The organism is Caproicibacter fermentans, from assembly GCF_014303955.1.
GTDB classification, from domain to species: domain Bacteria; phylum Bacillota; class Clostridia; order Oscillospirales; family Acutalibacteraceae; genus Caproicibacter; species Caproicibacter fermentans.
Window position 1 is genome coordinate 1345750 of sequence record NZ_CP060286.1, and the last position, 22344, is coordinate 1368093.

The following is a 22344-nucleotide window of genomic DNA, read 5'->3' on the forward strand; positions in this document are numbered from 1 at the left end:
AATTTTTCCCATGCCCTAAAAATTTTTTTGTGCCCGCCGACCGGCGTCGCAAAGACAGGAAAGATTCTTTTCGCGGGACACCACGCGGACACGGCAAGGGGGCCGGGCGCCGGGGCGGGCCGCGGCGGGGCAGCGGACGGGCAGGATCGCCCCGCCGGGCGGCGCGCCGCACAGGGCCAGGCGGTTGCAGCAGGAACCGTATTCCTTATAATAAGAACAGGCCGCGTTCCCGGAGCAGTGGCGGACGGCGGGCAGTTCGGCATAGCCGGAAGCGATTTCGCCGCCGCCCCGGTACGGCCCGTTGCTGATGAGGATGTGGTCCGCCGCGATTTCCAGCGGGAAGAAATACCCCGCCGTGCCGTGGTGCGGCGCTTTCAGCACGGAATACCCGTCGTACATCCGCGCGGAAGCCGCGAGGATGCTTTCCGGCGGCGCGTCCCCCGTCATCAGGATGTCGTCCGGGCCGGGGCCGCCCCGCCGCACGTTCTGAAACACCGCGCAGGCGGCGTTCAGCGCTCCGGAGTACGCGTCCTGCGTTTCCCCGGCAGCCAGCAGCGCCGCCGCGTCCCCGGCGCAGGGCAGCAGGAGCAGCTCGGGGATCAGGGCTTCGATCCGATTGTACAGCGCCCGCGTTTCCTCCGCGTCCTCCCCCCGCACCGGCGAAGCGGAGCACATATGATGGTAGGAAGCGCAGAAGCGCTCCCGCAGCGCCAGAAACTCCCGCGCGCACGGCGGCAGGAACGGCGCGGAGAGCATCGCGTCCAGCGCGTCCACGGTTTCGGTCAGCTCCGGCGGAAACACAAACCCGGTTTCCGGCGGCCAGATCACCTCGTACTCCGCCCCGTCCAGAAAGAACCCGTCCCCCTCCCGCACGGGGAACACGGCTCCGGCCCCCGCGCGCCGCGCGGCGCGCGTAAACAGCGTGAGGACGGAGACATTCACCCGCGCGTAGCCGGTCAGGCGGCTTAAAAACACCGCGGCGTACAGGGCGAATTCCAGCAGAATGGGCCGGCCCTCCTCCCCGCCCGGAGGAACCGGCAGGTACAGCGCGCCGAAATAGCCGGGCGCGGCTTCCAGAATCCTCCACAGGCCGCACAGATGGTCGCGGTGGCAATGGGTCAGAAAAAACGAGCGGCTTTCCGCTTCGCGGTACCGGGGAATGATCGAATCCGCGACATACTCGTAAAATCCCGGCCCGTTTTCCCCCAGCTTCAGATTACTGCTGCCGCAGTCGACCATCAGGATTCCGCCGCGGTCGCCGCCCAGAACGATACATTCGCCCCAGCCGACGTCGTGCAGGTCAATCCAGCGCACCCGCGCCCTCCGTTCCGTCGGATTGAGCCTGTGTGCGGCTCCATCCGGAGTAAAATTCGCCGTCGCGCCACTCGCCGGAACGCACGACCCGCCCGCCCCGGTATTCGGTGCCCTGCCCGTGGCGCTTGCCGTCCTTCCATTCCCCGGTGTAGAGCAGGTTGCCCTCCATGTCGAACGCGGAACCGCGCCCGGGGACGCCGTCCTTCCACCGGCCGATGAACACGGAGCCGTCCGAGGAGCCGAACGCGACCCCCATGCCGTCGCGCAGATTCCGCTTCCAGTTCCCGGCATAGCACAGCTTTCCGGATTTATAATAGTACACGCCGAAGCCGTCGCGCTTGTCGTCGAGGTACCCGCCCTCGTACGCGGTGTGCCCGTTTTCCATCTGCGTGCGGCCCTGCCCCTGCCGCAGCCCGCCGATCAGCTCGCCGAAATACAGGTAGCTCTCCGCTTCGCTGATGACGATGCGTTTCGCGGGAATCAGGCCCTCGCCGAAGAGGGGTTCGATCCGCGCGGATTTCTTCTCCAGATTTCTGGTATGAACCACTTTTCCGCCAAGTCCCTTGGCGGCCACTCCGTATTTGGTCGGCGCGGGCCGCGGCGGAGCGGCTGGATTTGGCAGGGGGGCGGGCTCCGGCGCGGGCATGGGATTCGGAACCGGCCGGGGAACGGGCGGTTCAACCGAAAAAACCTCCCGGTCGACCGCGTAATCCGAAGAATCCAGGTCCTCCGGGGCGTGCGGGGCAGCCGCGAGGGCGGCAAACGCGGGCACTGCCGCCCGTGCAAAATCAGCCGGGCCTTTTTCTTCCGCCCGTTCGGGAACGGTACCGTCGTTTCGTATGTAGGAAAATTCCAGCTTCGCGTCGCCGTCCGTCTCCGTCCAGTCGGGGTCGGGAACGCCGCCGTTTTCCTCCAGCCGCCGGAAAAGGGCAAGGCGCTTTTCCCGTTCCGCCCTCCCGCAGTAGCAGAAAAGGCCCTCGTTGGTGCGAGCCAGCACCTTGGGCTCGCCGCCCGCGGCGCTGTTGACATAGCTCTGCGCCGCCGTTCCGGGAGCCACCGGGCAGGGAAGCAGCTCCTCCCGGCGGTACCTGCCGGAGGTCGCATCGAATAAAAGGAGTTCAATGCCGTTCCCGCCCGGGCGCAGAACGGCTTCCGGCCTGCCGGGGGTCCCGGCGAAATACGCGGTGCGCAGCCACTCAAGATGAGTCCCGTACACCGATTCGGATACGATTTCTCCGGAAAGGTTCCGGCTGACAAGGCAAAACCCGTCCGGGCGGCGGAACGCCTCCTGCACCACGGTTTTGCCGGAAATCTTGCGCCAGCGGAATTCCCCCCCGCCGATCTTATAGCGCGTGCGGACAATCCGCCCGGCTTCCACCCCGCGCGCCGAGCCTTTCGCCGGGCTGCCGGAAAACGCCTTTTCCCGCGCGGCGGCCAAAAGAGAATCCCTTTCCCCGCCGCCGTCAAACGGGCGATAGGATACCGTATGGAAGACAGTCTGCAAAGGATTTTCCGCCATGGGTTCAGGACCCCTTTCCCTAGGAAACTCTTCCCTTTTTCTTTTCTTGTTCTATCCTACCTTATTTCCAAGGAATTTTCAAGGATTCCACCAAATTCTCACGGTGGAACAATTATGAAACAATTTTTCCAATTCTTCGCGCCTCTCAATATACTATTTCTATTAATGATGGACTCGCCGGCGAAGCCCCGCACGCAAAAGGGTTGCGCAAAGGAAGGAGGACGGGCTATAATAAGTCCGTCCCCCTCGGGTCTTGATTCATAATCCTACTTAAACAGATACTGCATGCTGTCCATCAGTTCCCCGACCGTATGCAGCGTTTTGTTCGCGCGTTTACGGAAGCCGCGGTTGTTTTTCATCATCTGATTCCCAACCGTCGCAAGAGCCATTCCGGCGACAAGGCCGGTGCCGATCCCGCGGACAAAGCCCATGGTTTGCTTATACATTTTATAAAACCTCCAAACACAGAAAAAAGTATGAGTAAAATAAATGAGATTACACCCTTTCATTATTCTGCCTCTTTTCTTTCGAAATATTGAAGTGAAACGCTGGAAAAGCTGTCCTGAAAATCACACATTTTTTTCATAAAAAGGAGAATACTATGCCGGAACTGAATATTGTCATGGTGGAACCGGAAATTCCGCAGAACACCGGAAACGTCGCGCGAACCTGCGCCGCGACGGGCGCGCGGCTGCACCTAGTCGGGCCGATGGGGTTTCAGATCGACGACAAAAAGCTGAAGCGCGCCGGGCTGGATTACTGGCACCTTCTGGATATTACCTGTTACGAGAGTCTTTCCGAATTTTTCAGCCGCAATACCGGTAATTTTTTCTATTTTTCCACCAAAGCGCAGCACGTTTACACGGAGCCGGCCTATCCGGACGGGTGCTACCTCGTCTTCGGGAAAGAAACCGCCGGGCTGCCGGAAAAGCTGCTCTACGAGAATCCGGACTCCTGCGTCCGGATTCCGATGAGGAACAACCCCGGCGCCCGCAGCCTGAACCTTTCGAATTCCGTCGCGGTCGGCGTGTTCGAGGTTCTTCGCCAATGGAATTTTCCCGGCATGCTGTGCAGCGGGCAGCTTCGGCAATATCACTGGTAATGAATCCCCTTTTCTTCCAAAATTCGTGCCAGTGCAAACCCGGAAATGCTTGAAAATGCCATTCGTTGGTTGTATAATAGAAAAAGTTTGTTAGAAAGGTAACAATATCGAAAAGATCTCCCAAAATTCTGCCTGTTGAGAAGGAGAGGTATCTGATGAACGCTTTAAACAAAAAAACCGTAGAGGATATTGACGTAAAGGGTAAGCGGGTTCTGGTCCGCTGCGACTTTAATGTTCCGTTTGACTCGGAGGGAAACATCTCCGACCCGAAGCGGATCGACGAAGCCATGAAGACAATCCGCTATTTGAGGGACCATGGCGCGAAAGTGATTCTTTGCTCTCACCTGGGCCGCCCGAAGGGCGAGTTCAACCCGAAATTTTCCCTCGCGCCGGTCGCAGGCTATCTGTCTAAAAAGCTGGGCGCCGAGGTTAAGATGGCAAAGGACGTTATCGGGGAAAGCGCGAAGAGCATTGCCGCCGGCCTGAAGGACGGCGAAGTGGAGCTTCTTGAAAACGTCCGCTTCCACAAGGAAGAAGAAAAGAACGACCCCGCCTTTGCAAAGGAGCTGGCTTCCCTCGCGGACATCTATGTCAACGACGCGTTCGGAACCGCGCACCGCGCGCACGCCTCCACGGCGGGCGTCGCGGATTATCTGCCCGCCGTGTGCGGATACCTGATTCAAAAGGAAATCACCATTATGGGCGGCGCGCTCGCGAACCCGAAACGCCCGTTTGTCGCGATCCTCGGGGGCGCGAAGGTATCGGATAAGATCGGCGTCATCACCAATCTGCTGGATAAAGTGGATACGCTGATTGTCGGCGGCGGCATGGCCTACACCTTTATGAAAGCGCTCGGTTATTCCATCGGATCCTCTCTGTGCGAAGAGGACAAAGTCGGCCTTGCTTCCGACCTGATGGCTAAGGCGAAGGAAAAGAACGTGCGTTTCCTGCTGCCTGTGGACAATGTGGTCGCCGACGAATACGAAAAGGACGCTCAGTACAAGACCGTCAATTCCGATACAATCCCGGACGGCTGGATGGGCCTTGATATCGGCGAGAAAACCCGCAAGCTGTTCGCGGACGCCGTGCGCGGAGCCGGAACCGTCGTCTGGAACGGCCCGATGGGCGTGAGCGAATGGGAGCATTTCGCGGGAGGCACCGTCGCCGTCGCAAAGGCGGTTGCCGACAGCGGCGCCGTTTCGATCATCGGCGGGGGCGATTCCGCCGCCGCGGTTGAAAAGCTTGGCTTTGCGGAAAAAATGACCCATATTTCAACAGGCGGAGGCGCGTCTCTTGAATTCCTGGAAGGCAAGGAACTGCCCGGAATCGCCTGCCTGAACGATAAATAAGGCGGAAGGGGCGGCAAACCGCCCCTTCCTTTTCATTCGCGTTTATGATGATACAGGAGGCTACAGTCATGAATAAAAAGCTCAGAAAAGCAGTCATCGCGGGGAACTGGAAAATGAATAAAACCCCGGAAGAAGCAAAAAAGCTGGTCGGCGCCATTCTGCCTTTGGCTAAGGACGCGGGATGCGAAGTCGTCGTCTGCGTGCCGTATGTGGACCTGTTCCCTGTTTTGGAAGCCGCGAAGGGCTCCTCCGTCGGCGTAGGCGCTCAAAACTGCCACTGGGCTCCTTCCGGCGCATTCACGGGCGAGGTGTCCGCTCCGATGCTCGCTTCCATGGGCGTACAGTACGTCATTATCGGCCACAGCGAACGCCGCACTTATTTCGGTGAAACGGACCTTACCGTCAACCGGCGGATCCGCGCGGCTCTTGACGGCGGACTTTCCGCAATCCTCTGCGTCGGCGAATCACTGGAACAGCGCGAACAGGGGATTACCTCCGAACTGGTCGCCATGCAGACAAAGATCGCTTTGGGCGGCGTTTCCGCAGAAGAGCTGAAACGGATCATCATCGCGTACGAGCCGATCTGGGCAATCGGCACGGGCAAAACGGCTACCGCCGAACAGGCGAACGAAGTCTGCGCGACCATCCGCGCTACGGTGGCTTCCCTGTATGACTCGTCTGCAGCGAACGCCCTGACCATCCAGTACGGCGGTTCCATGAACGCGAAGAACGCCGCTGAGCTTCTCGCGCAGCCGGATGTTGACGGCGGCCTGATCGGCGGCGCTTCCTTAAAGCCGGACGATTTCGCCCAGATTATCAAAGCGGCCGGAAAGTAAAGCCATAAAAGGAGTACAGGAATGAAAAAGCCTCTGATTCTTATGATCTTGGACGGATTCGGCATCGGGCCGGAATACGGCAATGCCATCAAGGCGGCCTCCACCCCGAACCTCGACCGTCTCTTCGCAGAAAATCCGCTGACACAGATCGGCGCTTCCGGCATGGACGTCGGCCTTCCCGACGGGCAGATGGGAAATTCCGAGGTCGGGCATACGAATATCGGCGCCGGCCGCATCGTTTACCAGGAATTGACCCGGATTACCAAATCGATCCAGGACGGCGACTTTTTTGAAAATCCCGCCCTGCTCGGCGCAGTGGACACCGCCGCTTCCTCCGGTCACGCGCTGCATCTGATGGGCCTGCTGTCCGACGGCGGCGTCCACAGCCATAACAGCCATCTTTACGCCCTTTTGAAGCTTGCAAAGCAGCGCGGCTGCAAAAAGGTGTATGTTCACGCGTTTTTGGACGGCCGCGACGTACCCCCCACCTCCGGAAAAGATTTTATTCTGGACTGCCAGAACAAAATGCGGGAAATCGGCATCGGCAAAATTGCTACCGTGACGGGCCGTTATTACGCGATGGACCGCGACCGCAGATGGGAACGCGTCGAAAAAGCCTATGACGCTATGGTTCTCGGCGAAGGCGTACAGAACCGTGATCCCGCCGCCGCGGTGGAAGCATCTTACAAAAACGACGTGACGGACGAATTCGTCATTCCGGTTGTCTGTGAGAAAGAAGGCTGCATCTCATCCGGCGATTCGGTCGTTTTCTTCAATTTCCGTCCGGACCGCGCCCGTCAGATTACCCGTACCTTTGTCGATCCCGATTTCGACGGGTTTGAACGGGCGAACGGTTTCTTCCCCCTTCATTTTGTCTGCATGACGCAGTACGACGCCACGATCCCGAATGTCGAAGTCGCCTTCCGCCCCCAGCAGCTGAAAAACACGCTGGCGGAGGTCATCAGCCAAAACGGAAAAACGCAGCTGCGCATCGCTGAAACGGAAAAGTACGCCCATGTGACGTTTTTCTTCAACGGCGGCGTGGAAACCGTTACTCCCGGGGAAGACCGTGTGTTAATTAATTCTCCTAAAGTCGCGACTTACGATCTGAAACCGGAGATGAGTGCGTATGAGGTGACGGACGCGCTGGTGGAACGGATTCGCAGCGGCAAATACGACGTGATTATTTTAAATTTTGCGAACTGCGATATGGTGGGCCACACCGGGATTTTCGACGCGGCGAAAGCCGCCGTGGAAGCCGTGGATGCCTGCGTCGGCCGCGTGATCGAAGCGATTCGGGAAATGAACGGCGTTGCTCTGATTACGGCGGACCACGGAAACGCCGAGCAGATGGAGGAGCCCGACGGCTCGCCCTTCACCGCGCATTCGACAAACCCGGTTCCGTTCTGCGTTGTCGGTTATCCGTGCAAGCTGCGCTCCGGCGGTCGGCTGGCGGATATCGCCCCGACGATGCTGAAAATCCTGGGGCTCCCGCAGCCGCCCGAAATGACAGGAAAAAGCATCATTCAATAAATAAGACAGTTACGAACAAGAGGATGATCCTTTTACGGATGATCCTCTTTTCTTTTTCCTGTATGGTAAAACATCCGGGATTCGATCCCTTCAAATACCGCAGGGTTTATTTTCCTCGTTTTATCTCCTCTTGTATTGACTCGGAAGAACTGAACGATATAATGAAAGCAGATAAGATTTCCTTCATACAAAAAATCTGACAAGGGGATGAGGTTACGAAAAAGATCGAAATGATTATCCGCCCGGAAAAGCTGGAAGAGGTAAAGGCCGTTCTCAACAACCTTTGCATTTATGGCATGACGGTCACGATGACCTCCGGATGCGGAAACCAAAAGGGCATGAAAGAAGTTTACCACGGAACCGTTTATAATCTGAACCTTCTCCCGAAGGTCAAGGTGGAAACGGTTGTGCACGACGAGATCGTAACCGAACTGATTTCTAAAATCTGCGAGGCCGTTAAAACGGGAGAAATTGGAGACGGAAAGATATTCGTGTTCCCTGTGGAAGAGGCGGTTCGCATTAGAACCGGTGAAAGCGGAGACGACGCAATTTGACGGACTGAGCCTTCTCAAACCGAATTATCATAAGAAGTACGCGGAGCCCTTTCAAAACGGCTCCGCATTCATTTTCAAGTGAAAGCCGGTTGACATCTTCACCTATAAAAAAGTACAATTTATGAAAATTGAATCAAAAGCAGGGAGCTTGTGATACAGGCTGAGAGGAAGTTAGCGTGAACTTCGACCCGTTAACCTGATTTGGATAATGCCAACGAAGGGACTTTATTTCCGTTACGAAGAAAGCGGGATATGCCTTTTCGGCATATCCCGCTTTCTTTATTCTAATGATTGAAAGATCGGAAGGGAATTTTAATGAAGACTTGAGAAAAATCGTATTGACCGGGAACGGGAATCCTGGGGGCGCTGGCCGCATACCCCGTCGCCGCTTATCTTCTGTCGGCTCCGGCGGCCCTTTTCACTTATGTTCTGCCCTTTATGGTCAGCTCTTTAATTGGTTCTGCTATTTCCGTCGTGCTGCTGAAAATTCTTGAGCGGACAAAACTGTTCGATCTGGCCCATTCTTATCATTTCTAATTTAGGCAGCCGTTTTCCGTTCAGGGTAGACAAGAAACGGAACCGTCCGGTTCGTTTTTTTCTCTGAAAACGGCTCTTAATCTTTCTTTTTTCTGGAGAGATTAAGAACCGACAATCCGTAAAAAACGACTGCGGAAGCCAGCAGGACCACAACGCTGACCCATGGCGCAAGTTCCTGTCCCCCCACGGAAAACTCTATGCCCATATATTCCTTGAATTGCCGCACCGTATCAGACGGAGCCCCCGCAAAGGCCGTTTTCATCGGGGCCTCCATCATCACCTGACGAAACAAAAGCGCCGCATGAGAGGGTGGAAACAGCTTGATCACCGTCTGCACCGAGGCGGGAAGTTCCCCTATGGGAAGATAAATGCCTGTCAAAAATCCGATCAGAGTTCCTATGATGCTGCTTGCCGTTCCAAACGCGTTTTGACTGTTAAAGAAAGACACCAAAAAGCATACCAGGGAGGTATTCGTCAGAGTCGCGAGCAGAATCAGGCCGAAAACCGTAAGCAGACTTTCCGCGGAAAGCCACTCCCCGCCTTTCGAGGTGATATAAAATTCCGCTAAAACGGCGGTAATCAGCGACATGATCACGCCGATCAAAAATGAGCTTCCGATATATCCCGCCGCGATTCCGCTCCGCTTCACCGGAGAAGCAAAAAAATCCCGGTCGATTCTGCGCGTTTTGTCTTCGATCATAATTCCGAAGGCTCCCATGGTCGTCGTCACGGATACAACGGACAGAAGTCCCGCCATCAGCCAGCTGTTCATCAGATAATCCACCGAAGGAATCCCTGTAAGCTGGCTCGGGAGCCACACACCGCCCAGAAAAAGCGCATACAGGCCGATGATGATGATGACCGCCAGAAGGGAAAAGAACACCGCGCTTTTGTCTCGAAAATAGAGCTTTACATTCCGTCTGATTAAAACGCTCATTCTCTTAACTCCTTTCCGGTGATGCCGATGAACGCCTCGTCCATCGTTCCCTGCAGAACCTCAAAGCTTTCAATAAACGGTTCGCAGCGTTTTAGCACCGGAATCGCGCTTACGGTATCCGGAAGTTTTACGATTACTTTTCCGCCGGAAACGGCAAAGTCCGCTTTCACTTCTTCCAGCACGCCACGAAGTTCTTTTTCATTTTGTGTGCTGATTTGAAGCGTATCACTGGCAAATCGCGTCTTAAGCTCCGCCGGCGTCCCTTTTGCGGCTGCTTCTCCATGGTCGATCACAATGACATAGTCGGATTCAGCAGCTTCTTCCATGTAATGCGTCGTCAAAAAGACGGTCAGCCCGGTTTCCGTCTGCAGCTTTCGAACGGTTTCCCAGATATTCCTTCTGGACTGCGGATCGAGCCCGGCCGTGGGCTCGTCGAGAAACAGAATTTTCGGCGTATGGAGCAAAGCACGGGCGATATCGGCTCTGCGCTTTTGCCCACCCGAAAGCTTCTCGTACGGGCGGTCCATAACCTCATTTAGTTCCGTAACCCGGGCCGCGTCGGAAACAGCCCGTTGAATCGCCGCTTTTTCCTTTGTGTAAAGCCCCGCGCGAATCGTGAGGTTTTCCCGTACGGACAGAAGCGAATCGAGCATATTTTCCTGAAACACCACGCCGATTTCCCGACGGATATTCCGGCTGTTCCGGCTGTTCCGGCTTAAATCCATCCCGTCGATCGTCACCGTTCCGCCGTCGTAGCTGAGAAGCGTGCAGAGGATTTGTATCGTCGTCGACTTTCCGGCGCCGTTGGGGCCGAGAAAAGAAAAAAGCTTTCCCCTCTCCACATAAAAGCTGATTCCTTTTACAGCCTCAATATTCCCGAAATTTTTCTTCAGCCCGTTGACCTCAATCATCTTGTTCAATGCGATAACCCCTTTCTGCAACTACTGTATCAAAGGGACGGGAATTGTGCAATCAAAAAACGGTATGCTGCGCTTATATGGACGCAAACTGTAAAAAAAGCATGGTAAGCCGCGCGAACTTCTCCCGTGCCTTTAAAATTTAGCGGGTATGGTACCGTTCCTTCAGCTTTCGGTTCAGACGGTCCGACAGCTTTTTGTCCCTGAGTACTGCGGCAAACAGGACGATGACGTAAACGGCCAGAACACACAATAGGAACACAGCAACCTCTCCTGCTTTATCCAGACTGATCCAGTCCCAGAGCGACGCAAAATACAGCAGTATGAGGGCAAGGACTGCCATGTGGACGATTCTTCTGATGAAATACCGGCGTTTGCTCAGTTCCCTGCGCGACCAGAACAGAAAGAGAGGCAGGTCGCCGACAACGGCCATCAGCAAGATTCTGCCGATGTCTTTCACGGTAAACACCGCCCCGGGGTTGAGCAGGGCACAGTAAAGATACATGGAAGCGACAACCCCCGTTGTAATTACAAAAAAGGACCTGAACATTGCTTTGAGCAATTCATCAAGACGCACCGCTGATTCCTCCTATATACCGAGTCTCTTTTTCAAATCGCCTATGTACTGCCGGGATATCACCACTTTTTCTCCGTTATCCAAGAGCGCTTCAAACCGTCCGCTGAAAGCGGGACTGAGCGACCGGATTTTCATTAAATTGAGAAGAACCGATTTGGAGGCACGCAGAAAGTTGCCGGCCGACAGGGCCTCCTCCAGCTCGTAAAGCTTTTGTTTTGACTCATAAACTTTCTTTTTTTCATATACGAATGTTTTATTGTCAACAACTTCAATATAATAGATATCCGAGGGCTTAATACGGTAAATCTCATTTCCCTCATAGGCAACCATGGCATCCTGAGATTTAAAAATGGAGATTGCCCGCAGGATTTCCGGCGACATTTCCCGGCAGCGTATCAAAATCTGCTCCTCTTCGCCTTCTTTGGGCTCTTCAATAACGATTCTCAATTCTTTCACCCCCGCGCGCAAGTTTGATGAAATTATACCATAAAAATTGCATTTGAGAAGAAGGATTTTTCTTGGAATTTGACGAGTACCGGCACGGGAAAACGGTTAGAATTGAAATAGGTTGAAAAAGATGTTAAAATATCGATATTATTACCGCCGGGAGGGGTATCCATTGCAAAACAGGAAAATGGTCTCCGTTTTCCTTGCGCTCGCCGTTCTTTTGCTTTCCATGACGGGCTGCAAAAACAGCAGGCCGTCAAACGCGGACAAAACAATTTTATATGGCCTGAAAAGCGACCCGAAAACGCTGGATCCGCAGATTGCCTCGGACTCCTCGTCCATTATTGCGATCGGGGCACTTTTTGAGGGACTGGCAAGACTCGGCGCGGACGGAACCGCCAAACCCGGAGTGGCCGAATGGTGGCAGGCCAACACGGACAGCACGGAGTTTACCTTTTACCTGCGCGGCGACGCAAAATGGGGTAATAAAAAGCCCGTTACCGCGAACGACTTCGTTTACGCTTTCCAACGGGCCGTATCCCCGCAAACGGGTTCGCCGGTCGGCTCGCAGATGTTCTGCCTGAAAAACGCCCGGCAGATCAGCTCCGGAAAGCTGCCGCCGGAAAAGCTGGGGGTCTCGGCCGTGGACAGCCACACGCTGAAAGTCAGTCTGGAATATTCCTATCCGGATTTCCCCAAGCTGACGGCGAATGCCGTTTTTATGCCCTGCAGCCGGGATTTTTTCGAATCGACCTCCGGCCGCTACGGACTTGAAGCCTCCTATGTTCTGGGAAACGGCCCGTTCCGTATCGACGGAAAATACGGCTGGGCACACGACCAATATCTGAATCTGAGGCGCTCCGCAACCTATACCGGCGGCACGGTTCCCCTGCCGTCCAACGTTGATCTTCAGATTGAGGGGGACGACCTTGACCTGAGCGATCCTGTGGCCGCGTTAAAAAACGGGGTCGTAGACGCCGTTTCGGTCTCCGCCGCTCAGGCCGGAAAAGCTTCGGCCGGCGGCTGCTCCATCGTATCGTTTGAGGACACGACCTGGGGGCTTTGTTTTAACACCTCTTCCAATCTAATGAAAAACGTGAATGTCCGCAAAGCCTTTGTTCAGGCGCTTGACCGGAAAAAAGTCCTGTCGCATCTGCCGCAGGACACGTCTGCCGCGGATTCCATTCTTCTGCCCGGCACCGCATTTTTGGGGCAGAACTACCGGAAACTGGCAGGCGACCCGTTCCTGCTTTCCCAGGATGCTGGGGCCGCGCAGACCCTTGCGAACGGGCTAGGGGAACTCGGATTTTCCAAGGAAGACAAAATGGAATCCGTCAGCGTTCTGTGCCCGGATGATGATGAAAACGTTAAGCTGATGCTTAACGAAATGATTATATCCTGGAACTCACAGTTTCACAATTATTTTAATATGGAAGCAATGGACAAAAGCGATCTTCTTGCCAAGGTGAAGTCCGGGGACTATCAAATCGCGCTTGCTCCAATCACTCCCGACAGCGACGGGCCTCTTTCGGTTTTGTCCCTGTTCCGCAGCGGAGCCGACGGGAACTTTACGAAATACAGCAACACCGCGTACGACGCCCTGCTCTCCAAGGGGGAAACCGGAGACGGGGTAAAGGCCGCCGACGACTACGCTGCGGCGGAAGAATATTTGAGCCGTCAGGCCGTGTTCTATCCGCTGTACTACGGCAAACGTTATTACGCCATGGCGAAGGGCGTGACCGGAATTGTGTTCCACCCCTATCAGGGCGGCGTCGATTTTATCGGCGCGGGCAAGGAATAAAAAAATGCGGCAGACCGCCGCTCTGGGGCTCCCAGGGCGGCGGTTTTTTTCGTTCGATCGCATCAAGAATGCGGAAACAAAACTCCCGATTTCCGATAAAATGGATTAGAAACAGAATTCGAACGGTGAAAGAAGGAGATTATATGTATTCCGATTCCCGCGCGCCCGTCGGCACCTTGGAGTATATCCGGCGAAACCGCGGCGTCAACGCCTGCAAAAGGCGTTTTCAGGAAATCATCGGAAAGCAAAAGGAAGCCGCGCCGCGCCTGCTGAATGACGAGGGGCTGCGCTTTGCAACCCTGTTCTCGCTGAAACCGCAGATTGAAGAATCCGGACTGAAGGACGGACTCAGCGAAAAAAACAGGGCTGCGCTGCAGATTTGTGATAAAGTTCTGGAAGAAAAAAAGGCACTGCCCGGCGGCGGAATTTCTTATACGGACGAAAACGTTCACGCCGCTTTTTTATGGATCTTCCAAACGGGAGCGGAAAACGACGGGCTGAGCGACGATTACGACGAGATTCTTGATCTTTCGGCCTCCGTGCTGACGAGAAGATACCGCGAGACGTCCATACTGCCCGGACTGGCGGCCCTTATTTTCCGGCGCAACCGCAAAAAGGGATATCTGCACGACCTGATCTGGGCCTTTTTCCAGTCGCACGACCCGAATGCGCTGCGGTATCTCGCGCCGTACCTGCGTTCCGCGAACGCAAGGGACCGGGAACTTGCCCACCTGCTCCTGCATCTTCCGGACATCGGCGCGGATTCCCGCCGATGGGAAACCCAGTACCGAAAATTCATGAAGTGGCTGCAGGACAACAGCCCTTATCTGTATTTTACGGGAGAAAGCCTGCAAAGCTCCAATCAGCCGGAAATCTGTGGCCTTGACCGGGAGGCAAAATATCTGTGCAAACAGATTTCCCCGCGCAAGCGCACTCCGGTCGATCCGCTGACCAGTCAGGAAAAAGAATCCCTCAGCTGTTTCGCACAGGCGGAGGAAAGCGAGCAGACCGTCCTTTCCGATTATTCCAAAGCCCTCCATGCCAGCAATCCGGAGTCCTGGAACCGGTGGATACACCTTCCGGTAGAAGAGCAGCTTCGACTTGCGAAAAACGGAACGGGGAGGCGGCTGGTATGATTTTTATCGCCGGAAAGCAGATCACGTCCGAAGAACTCTCGAATCTGACCCATGAAAATACGGAGCGCTCCATTCTTTCTCAGCTTGCGTCCGCCGAAGAAAAGCTTGATTACGATTCCAGTGAACAGCTGGTATTCGAACTCCGCCTGCGCGCTCAGACCGTTGCCGCCGCAAAGGAACTGGACAAAAGCGGCATGGATTTCGCGATCTTCCGCAAGTCCAGATGCAATCCTGATTTCTGGGACCGCACGGCGGAAGGCGGTTTTCGTCTGAAAAGCGGCGCGAAGCCGAGTGAGGCGATTTCGGACATTTTTGATCATGGACGCAAATACGCGACGGAATGCGCGACCGCCATGGTCATCGTCTATTACCGCGCTCTTCTTGCCGTACTGGGTGCGGACCGGTTCAATCAGGTCTTTCCAAAAATAGAACTGATGAACTGGCATCATCTCGACCGGCTTCTCCGAGATGTCGGCCTGATGAAAAAGTACCCGTTCTATCTTCCGGGCGACCGACGTTACTTCGCCAATCCGGACGTGGACCCACTGACCCCGGAATGGCAGGGTGAAAATGTCATCGACTTAAACGGGAAACTATATTACGGCCATGGAGTCGGAATTTACGACGCGGATACCATCATCAGGTCCCTGAACCAAAACAGAATTGAGGACGCGGATGAAACCGCCTATCTGATGGATTCTGCGGGACGGCCCGATTTTAAAAACCTGTACCGGATTTCCCAGAATCACTGAGCTTTTTCCTCACGGACTTCCACCCGGTTTCCTCCCTGCTTTTTCGCCGAATACATGAGATCGTCCGCCTTTTGGACCATGGAATCCAGCGTGGAGCCTTCCTCCATTTCCGCTAAACCGAAGCTGCAGGTAATATGTATTTTACCGGCGAACCGGTTCTTTTCAATGGCGAAGCGGATCCGGTTCAGGATTCCCGCGGCATTATTCCGGTCGGTTTCCGGAAACAGGATCACAAATTCATCCCCTCCCCACCGGACCAGAAGATCGGGGCTTCTCAAATGAGCGCGGATCACATCGGCCAGCTCGGCAAGAACCCTGTCCGCAATCGAATGCCCGAACTGGTCGTTGACGGATTTGAACCGGTCTATGTCAAACAGAGAGAGCGAAAGGGGCCTGCATCGCCCGAGGCAGATTTTCTGCCACCTGGCAAATTCCGAAAAAAGCCGGTTTCTGCTGGAGGCCTTTGTCAGCTGGTCGGTATAGCTGAGCTTCATCAGCTGAGCTTTGGAAAGAAATTCGCCGTATTGCTGCCGGTCCCTTCCCAACGCGAAAATGGAACAGATCAAAACGGTGGCGGCAAAATAGATGACCGCCGCCATCAGCTCGTCTATACTCAGGCCGCCGAGCTTTCTCCAGGAAAAATAGAGAAAGCCGGCCATCCCAACGGTCGACACGGCAAGCATATTCCGGTACCGGTTCGGAACCAGAAAAAAGGCCAGCAGAAGGATGTACAGCCCCGCCGCCTGAACCATAAAATTCGGCGGGTCGTACTGAACCAAAACGAATAGAAAGATCGCGACCGCGAGAAGCTCCATCCCCGTTGTGCAGCGGTAAAAGGACCTGTATCCCCTGGCTCTGGAGCAATACAGGGAAAAAAGGACGAGAAGGCCTGTGAACAGGGTGCGGAACAACGCAATGAGCAGCTTGCTCAGCGGGCTTTTTACAAAAATCAAATCCGGAATTAAAAGCGCTTCATTGAATACGCCGACAGCGAGGCAAACCTGATTGATGTATTTTCGGCTGGAGATGAGCTGGTAATTAAAGTACGCCGTTCTGCGCCCCGGCTTCACGTCATGTCCTGAGGACTTCAATCGGATCCTGCCAAACTCCTGTTTCCCCATTTTCCCACACATCCTGTCCTTACTTTCGTTCCAGCGAATAACCGTTTATTTGCTTCCTCTGATATTATTATAATATTGAATTAACACCGAGTAAAGTCCCGTTAGCCCCGTTCCCGAAAAAAAGGTTGACAAAAGCGGCATCGTAGAATAAAATAGGGAAAGATTACAGCCGGTAAAATGCGGATGTAGGCCCGTTTTACAAAAAAATATTACGGAAGCCGTACGCCAATGAGGGCAGGGCAAAGAACCGTAAAGTAAATGATACAGAAGTCATTTAACTCGCTGTTTAGGTTAAGTGGCTTCTTTTTTATTCAGAACCGGTCCTCTTTAGCGCGCTATCATCCGGATTCGCAGCCGACAATAAACAGTTTGTGGAGGTACCTGCATGAAAAACATTGGGTATTATAATGGAAAAACCGGCCCGATTGAGGAAATGACCATCCCCATGAACGACCGTGTCGTCTATTTCGGCGACGGCGTGTATGACGCCACTTACGCGGTAAACCATGTCATCTTTGCGCTCGAGGACCATATCGACCGGTTTTTTCGCAGCTTTTCCAAGCTGAAAATTCCGTTCGCGATGTCGAAAGAAGAGCTTGCAAAAACACTGCAGGATCTGGTCAATCAGGTGGATAACTCCGAAAGCCTGATGGTTTACTGGCAGACCACACGCGGCACCGGAATGCGCAACCATGTTTTTCCCGACGGCCCGGCAAACCTTTTTGTCACCATCCGTCCGAATCCGCTGACGGCGATCGACAGGACCCTCAAGCTGATTACCGTGGAAGACACGCGGTTTTTGCACTGCGATATTAAAACGCTGAACCTGATTCCAAGCGTTATGGCCGCTCAGGCGGCGAAAGAAGCCGGCTGCCAGGAGGCGGTGTTCCATCGCGGCGAAATCGTCACGGAGTGCGCGCACAGCAACGTCTCCATCATCAAAAGCGGCGTTTTTTGCACGGCTCCGCTCAACAACCTGATTCTTCCCGGCACCGCCAGAAAACATCTGGTCGCGCTTGCTGCGCAGGTCGGAATGCAGGTCAGTGAAAAGCCCTTTACCGTCGCCGAGCTGATGGACGCCGACGAAGTCATCGTACATAGCTCCGGCACCCTGTGCAACGCCGCTGTGGAAATCGACGGCAAAAGGGTCGGCGGGCGCGCCCCCGAGCTGCTCAAAAAGCTGCAGGACGCCGCTGTAAAGCAATTTGAGGATTATACGAAGGTGAAATTCGCGGATTACGCAAAATAAGAGCGAAAGGATCGTCGTGACTGAAATGAATCAGGAAACATTAACCGAATGGAACGTCGGCCAGAATCTTGACGACCTGATGAATCTGGACCCCCGCGGATACGGGGTCTGCCGGATTCTGTACGACGGGTCGCGAAAGCTCGCCGGTGAACCGTTAACCATGCACGCGGCAAAAAAGCTGATGGAAACGGTCCGGGAAGGTGACGAAGTCCTTATTCTGACCGGTTTTGTTCTGACCCCTTCCCTCTGCGCCGAAACGGACGGAATTATCGGCGCCATGCTTCTGGCAAGAGCGCTTGAAAAAGCGTTCCGCGCGGTTCCCGTCCTTGTCTGCCCGGAAGAAAACGTTCCGGCCGTGAAGGCGATCGCCCCGCTGACCGGCCTTCATCTTTACGAATCCGTCGAGGAAGCAAAGCGCTTTCCCTTTTCCATGGCGTTCCTGACTTTCCCGAAGGAAGCGGAAAAGGCGGCAGGCCGCGCGGATGAAATCATCGCACAGGGGCTCCCTTCCGCTGTTGTCAGCATTGAAGCTCCCGGAGCGAACGCAAAGGGCTTCTATCATAACGCCGTGGGAAAAGACGTCACCCCGTTGGAAGCGAAAGCAGATATTCTGTTTGAAAAGCTGCAGCAAAAAGGTGTTGCAACCATTTCTATCGGGGATCTCGGCAACGAGCTTGGACTCGGCACGCTGGGCGACCATTTGAACCGTTATATTCCCTACGCCGCGCCGGGCTCCTGTTCCTGCGGATGCGGGGGCGGGCTGGCCGCCGCGACCAGGGCCGGAACCGTCCTGACCGCGACGGTTTCCAACTGGGGCTGCGACGGAATGATTGCCGCGCTCGCGTTTCTGATGAAGAATCCGGAGATTCTTCATGACGGAGAGCTTCTCGGGGAAACGATCAAAACCGCTTCCCGCTGCGGAATGGTCAATATGGACGGTTCCCTGACCCCTGCGGTGGACGGCTTCGGCCTGAAAATGAACGTGCTGATTCTGGAGCTGATGCGCGAATGCGTCACCTACGCTTTGGATTACGCAGGATATGAGCCGGGGAAAACCTGGTTTCGAAAGGTGCTTGAGTTGGGATTTTTTCAGTGAGGAGGTTACTGTAAATGCAGGAGCCCAGAATCCTGATGGCGGGGGACAGTGCCCTCACGGTTGAATTCGGCAATGAAATCAGTGAGGAAATCAACGGTAAAGTCCTCGCGCTGGGCCGCGCTCTTCGGCAGTCCGGCCTCAAGGGTATCACGGAAACGATACCGACTTACCGTTCTCTTTTAATCTGTTACGACCCTTGCGTGATCCGCTATTCTTCGTTAAAGTGCAAGGTCTCCCGCCTTGCGAACCACCTTGGCTCCGCCGCTTCCGGCGCGGGCCGGATTGTCGAAATCCCCGTCTGCTACGGGGGAGAATTCGGCGAGGACCTGCCGGATGTTGCGGCCCACGCGGGTATGGCGGAGGACGACGTCGTCCGGATTCATTCTTCAAAAGATTATCTGATTTACATGCTGGGCTTTCTGCCCGGCTTTGCCTATCTTGGGGGAATGGATCCCCGGATTGCGACGCCCCGCCTGAAAACGCCGCGCGTGAAAATCCCGGCGGGTTCCGTAGCCATCGGCGGCGAACAGACCGGCATCTACCCCATCGCTTCCCCCGGCGGGTGGCGGCTGATCGGCAGCACACCGGTAAAGCCCTATGACCCGAACCGGGAGGACCCGATTTTGTACCGGGCCGGGGATCGGATCCGTTTTGTCCCGGTGCCGCGCGAAGAATACCTGCGGATTCACTCCCTTTCGGAAAAGGGCGAATATCAGTGCGTCGTCCGGGAAGGGGGCTCCTCCGATGGGGATTGAAATGATAAAACCCGGGCTTCTGACCACCGTGCAGGATTTTGGGCGCACCGGTTACCAAAAGCTTGGCATTTCTCCCTCCGGCGCGCTGGACCGCAAAGCCATGATTCTCGCAAATCTTCTGGTGGCAAATTCCGCCGGTGAAGCCGTGCTGGAAATCACCATGATGGGACCGGAGCTTCGTTTTACCGCGGATAATTTTGTCGCGGTGACCGGAGGGGACCTGTCGCCTGTACTCAACGGAGCGCCGATGCCGCGGTACGCCGCCATTCCGGTAAAGGATGGGGATGTTCTTTCCTTCGGCCCCGCCAAAAGCGGCTGCCGCGCTTACCTTGCGTTCGCCGGCGGCCTCAAACTGCCGGTTGTCATGGGCAGCAAATCAACCAACCTGAAATGCGGATTCGGAGGCTACGGGGGACGCAAGCTGCAGGCGGGTGATGCCATCGCATTTTCTTCGCCGAAAAAGGAACTGCCCTTTTTTCCGCTCCGCACGCTGGAGGCCCCGTCTTTCGGCGGCGAAACGATCCTGCGGGTGATTTTGGGCCCGCAGGAAGACGCTTTCACCGAGGAAGGAGTCCGTACTTTCTTTGAGGAAACCTATCAGGTGACGCCCCGGTTTGACCGTATGGGCTGCGCGCTGGACGGTCCCGTCGTCGAATGCAGGGACAAAGCGGACATCATATCCGACGGAATCCCCGCAGGAGCCGTTCAGATTCCCTCGAGCGGCAAGCCGATCATCATGCTGGCAGACCGCCAGACGACGGGCGGATACACCAAAATCGGCACAGTGGCGTCGGTTGATCTTTCCCTGCTCGCGCAGTGCCGCCCGGGCGATTCCGTACGGTTTCAGCGCATTTCCGTCGGGGAAGCCCAAAAGCTGCTGCGGAAAGAGACAAAAAAGCTCAGTAAGCTGAATCGGTATTTGAACGAATAAACGAAAAAAGACCCGCCGGGCCGAAGAACGCTCAGCGCGTCCGTCCCGGCTGTTGAAACGGAGGTTGAACGAATGGATCTGACAACGATGGCGCCGTCGGAGGTTCGCGGGCTGATCCGCAAGGGCGAAATTACCGGCCCGACCGCCGGCATGTGCGCCGGATACGCGCAGGCAAATCTGGCCGTGCTTCCAAAAGAGCTTGCATACGATTTTCTTTTGTTCTGTCAGAGAAATCCAAAGTCCTGTCCTTTGCTTGAGGTTTCGGACGCGGGCAGCAGAGAGCTGCATGCCATTGCACAGGGCGCCGATATCGCCACCGACATTCCGAAATACCGCGTCTATGAAAACGGCGTGATGGTGGAAGAACGCACCGACGCCTCCCGTCTCTGGCGGGACGATTTTGTCAGCTTCCTGATCGGCTGCAGCTTTTCCTTTGAGGCGGAGCTGCTGGAAGCGGGCATCACGGTGCGCCATATCGAAGAAAACCGCAATGTTCCGATGTTCCGTACGAACATCGACTGCGTACCCGCCGGTATTTTCAGCGGCAAAATGGTTGTCTCCATGCGCCCCCTCCCCCATGACGAGGTGGTGCGCGCCGCGCTGATTACCGGAGGAATGCCCCGGGTGCACGGCGCTCCGGTTCACATCGGTTCACCGGAAGCAATCGGCATCAAAGACATCAATCACCCGGACTTCGGCGACAGCGTCACCATCCGCGACGGAGAAGTTCCGGTTTTCTGGCCCTGCGGCGTAACCCCGCAGTCGGTGATCATGAATGTGAAGCCGAAAATCGCCATTACGCACTCACCGGGGCATATGTTTCTTACGGATGTAAAAAACGTACAGCTCAAATACTGAGGAAAGGGGAAATTACCGATGAACCGCATTGATTTAAACTGCGATTTGGGGGAAAGCTTCGGCGCCTATCAGCTTGGCATGGACGAGGAAGTCATCCCGTTTGTTTCCTCCGCCAATGTCGCCTGCGGCTTTCACGCATCCGACCCCGTCGTGATGCGAAAAACCGTTGAGCTTGCGGGAAAAAGCGGAGTCTGCGTGGGGGCGCATCCGGGATTTCCGGACCTGATGGGATTCGGCCGCAGAAACATGAAGGTTTCTCCGGCGGAAGCGAAGGCTTACGTTCAGTACCAGATCGGCGCGCTTTCCGCATTCTGCCGGGCCTGCGGCGTAAAGCTGGTCCACGTAAAAGCGCACGGCGCCCTGTACAACATGGCGGGCAAGGATTATGATCTTGCAAAAGCCATCTGCGAGGGCATCGCCGAGTTCGACGGCAGCCTGATTCTGCTGGCCCTTTCCGGCAGCGAAATGATCCGCGCCGCGAAGGACACCGGCATTCGCGCTGCGAGCGAGGTTTTCGCGGACCGGGCCTATGAAGAGGATGGTTCCCTGGTGGCCAGAACGAAGCCGAACTCCATGATCACGGACGAAAACGAGGCGATCCGCCGTGTTGTCCGCATGGCGAAAGAGGGTAAAGTCACGGCCGCGACCGGAAAAGATATTTCAATTCGGGCCGACTCCGTCTGTGTCCACGGAGATAACGCCCATGCGCTGGAATTTGTTCGGAAAATCCGTTCCGCGCTGACGGCGGAAGGAATTGAAATCGCCCCGCTCGCCCAGATTGTTTCTTGATATTTTAAAGCATAACCTGAATATTTTCTTAAAATTTTTTGTTTTTTTTAGAATCGAATCAAAAGCCTTGACGGCTTTTTCATCTTCTTTTATAATTCATACTATCTGAATCAGGACAGCTAATTTCCTGCATCTAAGCCCTCCTGCGGCGACACGGGAAATGCTTTCGATTGCGCGGGGAATCAACGGTCTGTGCAAGACCGCACAAAAGCACTGCGCTCCGCTGAAGAAGCG

23 protein-coding genes and 1 riboswitch are annotated in these 22344 nt (G+C 55.3%); of the genes, 15 read left to right on the forward strand and 8 right to left on the reverse strand.

Annotated features, from left to right (window positions below):
* Positions 1-15: 15 nt before the first annotated feature.
* From HCR03_RS06740 to HCR03_RS06750, 3 genes are all read right to left on the reverse strand, one after another.
* Positions 16-1314, reverse strand: a complete 1299-nt coding sequence (locus HCR03_RS06740) for a ComEC/Rec2 family competence protein (protein ID WP_187037263.1) — start codon at positions 1312-1314, stop codon at positions 16-18.
* A complete protein-coding gene (locus HCR03_RS06745) occupies positions 1301-2833 on the reverse strand; it encodes an MORN repeat-containing protein (RefSeq protein WP_187037265.1) in 1533 nt (510 codons plus the stop codon). The genes HCR03_RS06740 and HCR03_RS06745 overlap by 14 nt, the downstream gene beginning before the upstream one ends.
* A 266-nt stretch (positions 2834-3099) precedes the next feature.
* Positions 3100-3279 carry a hypothetical protein gene (locus HCR03_RS06750; protein ID WP_066649843.1) on the reverse strand — a complete coding sequence of 60 codons (180 nt, stop codon included), beginning with the start codon at positions 3277-3279 and terminating at the stop codon, positions 3100-3102.
* A 155-nt stretch (positions 3280-3434) separates the two neighbouring features.
* Between HCR03_RS06750 and HCR03_RS06755 the strand changes: the two genes are divergently transcribed.
* The 6 genes from HCR03_RS06755 (at position 3435) to HCR03_RS20510 (ending at position 8744) form a co-directional block, all read left to right on the forward strand.
* Entirely contained in the window at positions 3435-3935 is a 501-nt protein-coding gene (locus HCR03_RS06755) for a tRNA (cytidine(34)-2'-O)-methyltransferase (RefSeq protein WP_187037267.1), read from the forward strand.
* 155 nt (positions 3936-4090) lie between these two features.
* Positions 4091-5284 (forward strand): phosphoglycerate kinase, encoded by a 1194-nt coding sequence (locus HCR03_RS06760; protein WP_187037269.1) that lies wholly within the window; start codon positions 4091-4093, stop codon positions 5282-5284.
* 68 nt (positions 5285-5352) lie between these two features.
* Entirely contained in the window at positions 5353-6120 is a 768-nt protein-coding gene (gene tpiA, locus HCR03_RS06765) for a triose-phosphate isomerase (RefSeq protein WP_187037270.1), read from the forward strand.
* Positions 6121-6141: 21 nt separating this feature from the next.
* Positions 6142-7653 (forward strand): 2,3-bisphosphoglycerate-independent phosphoglycerate mutase, encoded by a 1512-nt coding sequence (gpmI, locus tag HCR03_RS06770; RefSeq protein ID WP_187037272.1) that lies wholly within the window; start codon positions 6142-6144, stop codon positions 7651-7653.
* Between the two features lie 230 nt (positions 7654-7883).
* The gene (locus HCR03_RS06775) at positions 7884-8207 is read left to right on the forward strand and encodes a P-II family nitrogen regulator (protein ID WP_066649831.1); all 324 of its coding nucleotides are present in this window, start codon (positions 7884-7886) and stop codon (positions 8205-8207) included.
* 130 nt (positions 8208-8337) lie between these two features.
* A riboswitch (TPP riboswitch) is annotated at positions 8338-8447 on the forward strand.
* Between the two features lie 156 nt (positions 8448-8603).
* A complete protein-coding gene (locus tag HCR03_RS20510) occupies positions 8604-8744 on the forward strand; it encodes a hypothetical protein (protein WP_407926857.1) in 141 nt (46 codons plus the stop codon).
* Positions 8745-8820: 76 nt separating this feature from the next.
* Here HCR03_RS20510 and HCR03_RS06785 read toward each other — a convergent pair whose 3' ends face one another.
* The 4 genes from HCR03_RS06785 to HCR03_RS06800 all read right to left on the reverse strand — a co-directional run bounded on the left by HCR03_RS06785 (position 8821) and on the right by HCR03_RS06800 (position 11631).
* Positions 8821-9681 (reverse strand): ABC transporter permease, encoded by an 861-nt coding sequence (locus tag HCR03_RS06785; protein WP_156990557.1) that lies wholly within the window; start codon positions 9679-9681, stop codon positions 8821-8823.
* Entirely contained in the window at positions 9678-10592 is a 915-nt protein-coding gene (locus tag HCR03_RS06790) for an ABC transporter ATP-binding protein (RefSeq protein WP_330601179.1), read from the reverse strand. The genes HCR03_RS06785 and HCR03_RS06790 overlap by 4 nt, the downstream gene beginning before the upstream one ends.
* 148 nt (positions 10593-10740) lie before the next feature.
* Entirely contained in the window at positions 10741-11175 is a 435-nt protein-coding gene (locus HCR03_RS06795) for a DUF3021 family protein (protein ID WP_066649825.1), read from the reverse strand.
* A gap of 12 nt (positions 11176-11187) precedes the next feature.
* Positions 11188-11631 carry a LytTR family DNA-binding domain-containing protein gene (locus HCR03_RS06800; RefSeq protein ID WP_228725136.1) on the reverse strand — a complete coding sequence of 148 codons (444 nt, stop codon included), beginning with the start codon at positions 11629-11631 and terminating at the stop codon, positions 11188-11190.
* Positions 11632-11794: 163 nt separating this feature from the next.
* Here HCR03_RS06800 and HCR03_RS06805 point away from each other — a divergent pair, with 163 nt between their 5' ends.
* From HCR03_RS06805 to HCR03_RS06815, 3 genes are all read left to right on the forward strand, one after another.
* Positions 11795-13423 (forward strand): peptide ABC transporter substrate-binding protein, encoded by a 1629-nt coding sequence (locus HCR03_RS06805; protein WP_187037276.1) that lies wholly within the window; start codon positions 11795-11797, stop codon positions 13421-13423.
* A 143-nt stretch (positions 13424-13566) separates the two neighbouring features.
* On the forward strand, positions 13567-14559 hold the full coding sequence (locus HCR03_RS06810; protein WP_066649823.1) for a hypothetical protein: 993 nt from the start codon (positions 13567-13569) through the stop codon (positions 14557-14559).
* Complete coding sequence (locus HCR03_RS06815; RefSeq protein WP_066649822.1) at positions 14556-15311, forward strand: protein-glutamine gamma-glutamyltransferase; 756 nt, start codon at positions 14556-14558, stop codon at positions 15309-15311. Before HCR03_RS06810 ends, HCR03_RS06815 begins: the two co-directional genes overlap by 4 nt.
* Here HCR03_RS06815 and HCR03_RS06820 read toward each other — a convergent pair.
* A complete protein-coding gene (locus HCR03_RS06820) occupies positions 15305-16432 on the reverse strand; it encodes a GGDEF domain-containing protein (protein WP_066649819.1) in 1128 nt (375 codons plus the stop codon). The two genes, HCR03_RS06815 and HCR03_RS06820, sit on opposite strands and share 7 nt — an antisense overlap.
* A gap of 385 nt (positions 16433-16817) precedes the next feature.
* Between HCR03_RS06820 and HCR03_RS06825 the strand changes: the two genes are divergently transcribed.
* The 6 genes from HCR03_RS06825 to HCR03_RS06850 all read left to right on the forward strand — a co-directional run bounded on the left by HCR03_RS06825 (position 16818) and on the right by HCR03_RS06850 (position 22110).
* Positions 16818-17681: an aminotransferase class IV gene (locus HCR03_RS06825; protein WP_066649816.1), complete on the forward strand. Its 864-nt coding sequence runs from the start codon at positions 16818-16820 to the stop codon at positions 17679-17681.
* Between the two features lie 25 nt (positions 17682-17706).
* Positions 17707-18777 (forward strand): DUF4392 domain-containing protein, encoded by a 1071-nt coding sequence (locus tag HCR03_RS06830; RefSeq protein WP_066649813.1) that lies wholly within the window; start codon positions 17707-17709, stop codon positions 18775-18777.
* Between the two features lie 14 nt (positions 18778-18791).
* Complete coding sequence (gene pxpB / locus HCR03_RS06835; protein WP_187037279.1) at positions 18792-19532, forward strand: 5-oxoprolinase subunit PxpB; 741 nt, start codon at positions 18792-18794, stop codon at positions 19530-19532.
* Positions 19522-20463 (forward strand): 5-oxoprolinase subunit C family protein, encoded by a 942-nt coding sequence (locus HCR03_RS06840; protein WP_066649807.1) that lies wholly within the window; start codon positions 19522-19524, stop codon positions 20461-20463. Before pxpB ends, HCR03_RS06840 begins: the two co-directional genes overlap by 11 nt.
* 72 nt (positions 20464-20535) lie before the next feature.
* Positions 20536-21321 (forward strand): putative hydro-lyase, encoded by a 786-nt coding sequence (locus HCR03_RS06845; RefSeq protein ID WP_187037281.1) that lies wholly within the window; start codon positions 20536-20538, stop codon positions 21319-21321.
* 18 nt (positions 21322-21339) lie between these two features.
* Positions 21340-22110 carry a LamB/YcsF family protein gene (locus HCR03_RS06850; RefSeq protein WP_187037283.1) on the forward strand — a complete coding sequence of 257 codons (771 nt, stop codon included), beginning with the start codon at positions 21340-21342 and terminating at the stop codon, positions 22108-22110.
* Positions 22111-22344: the final 234 nt, after the last annotated feature.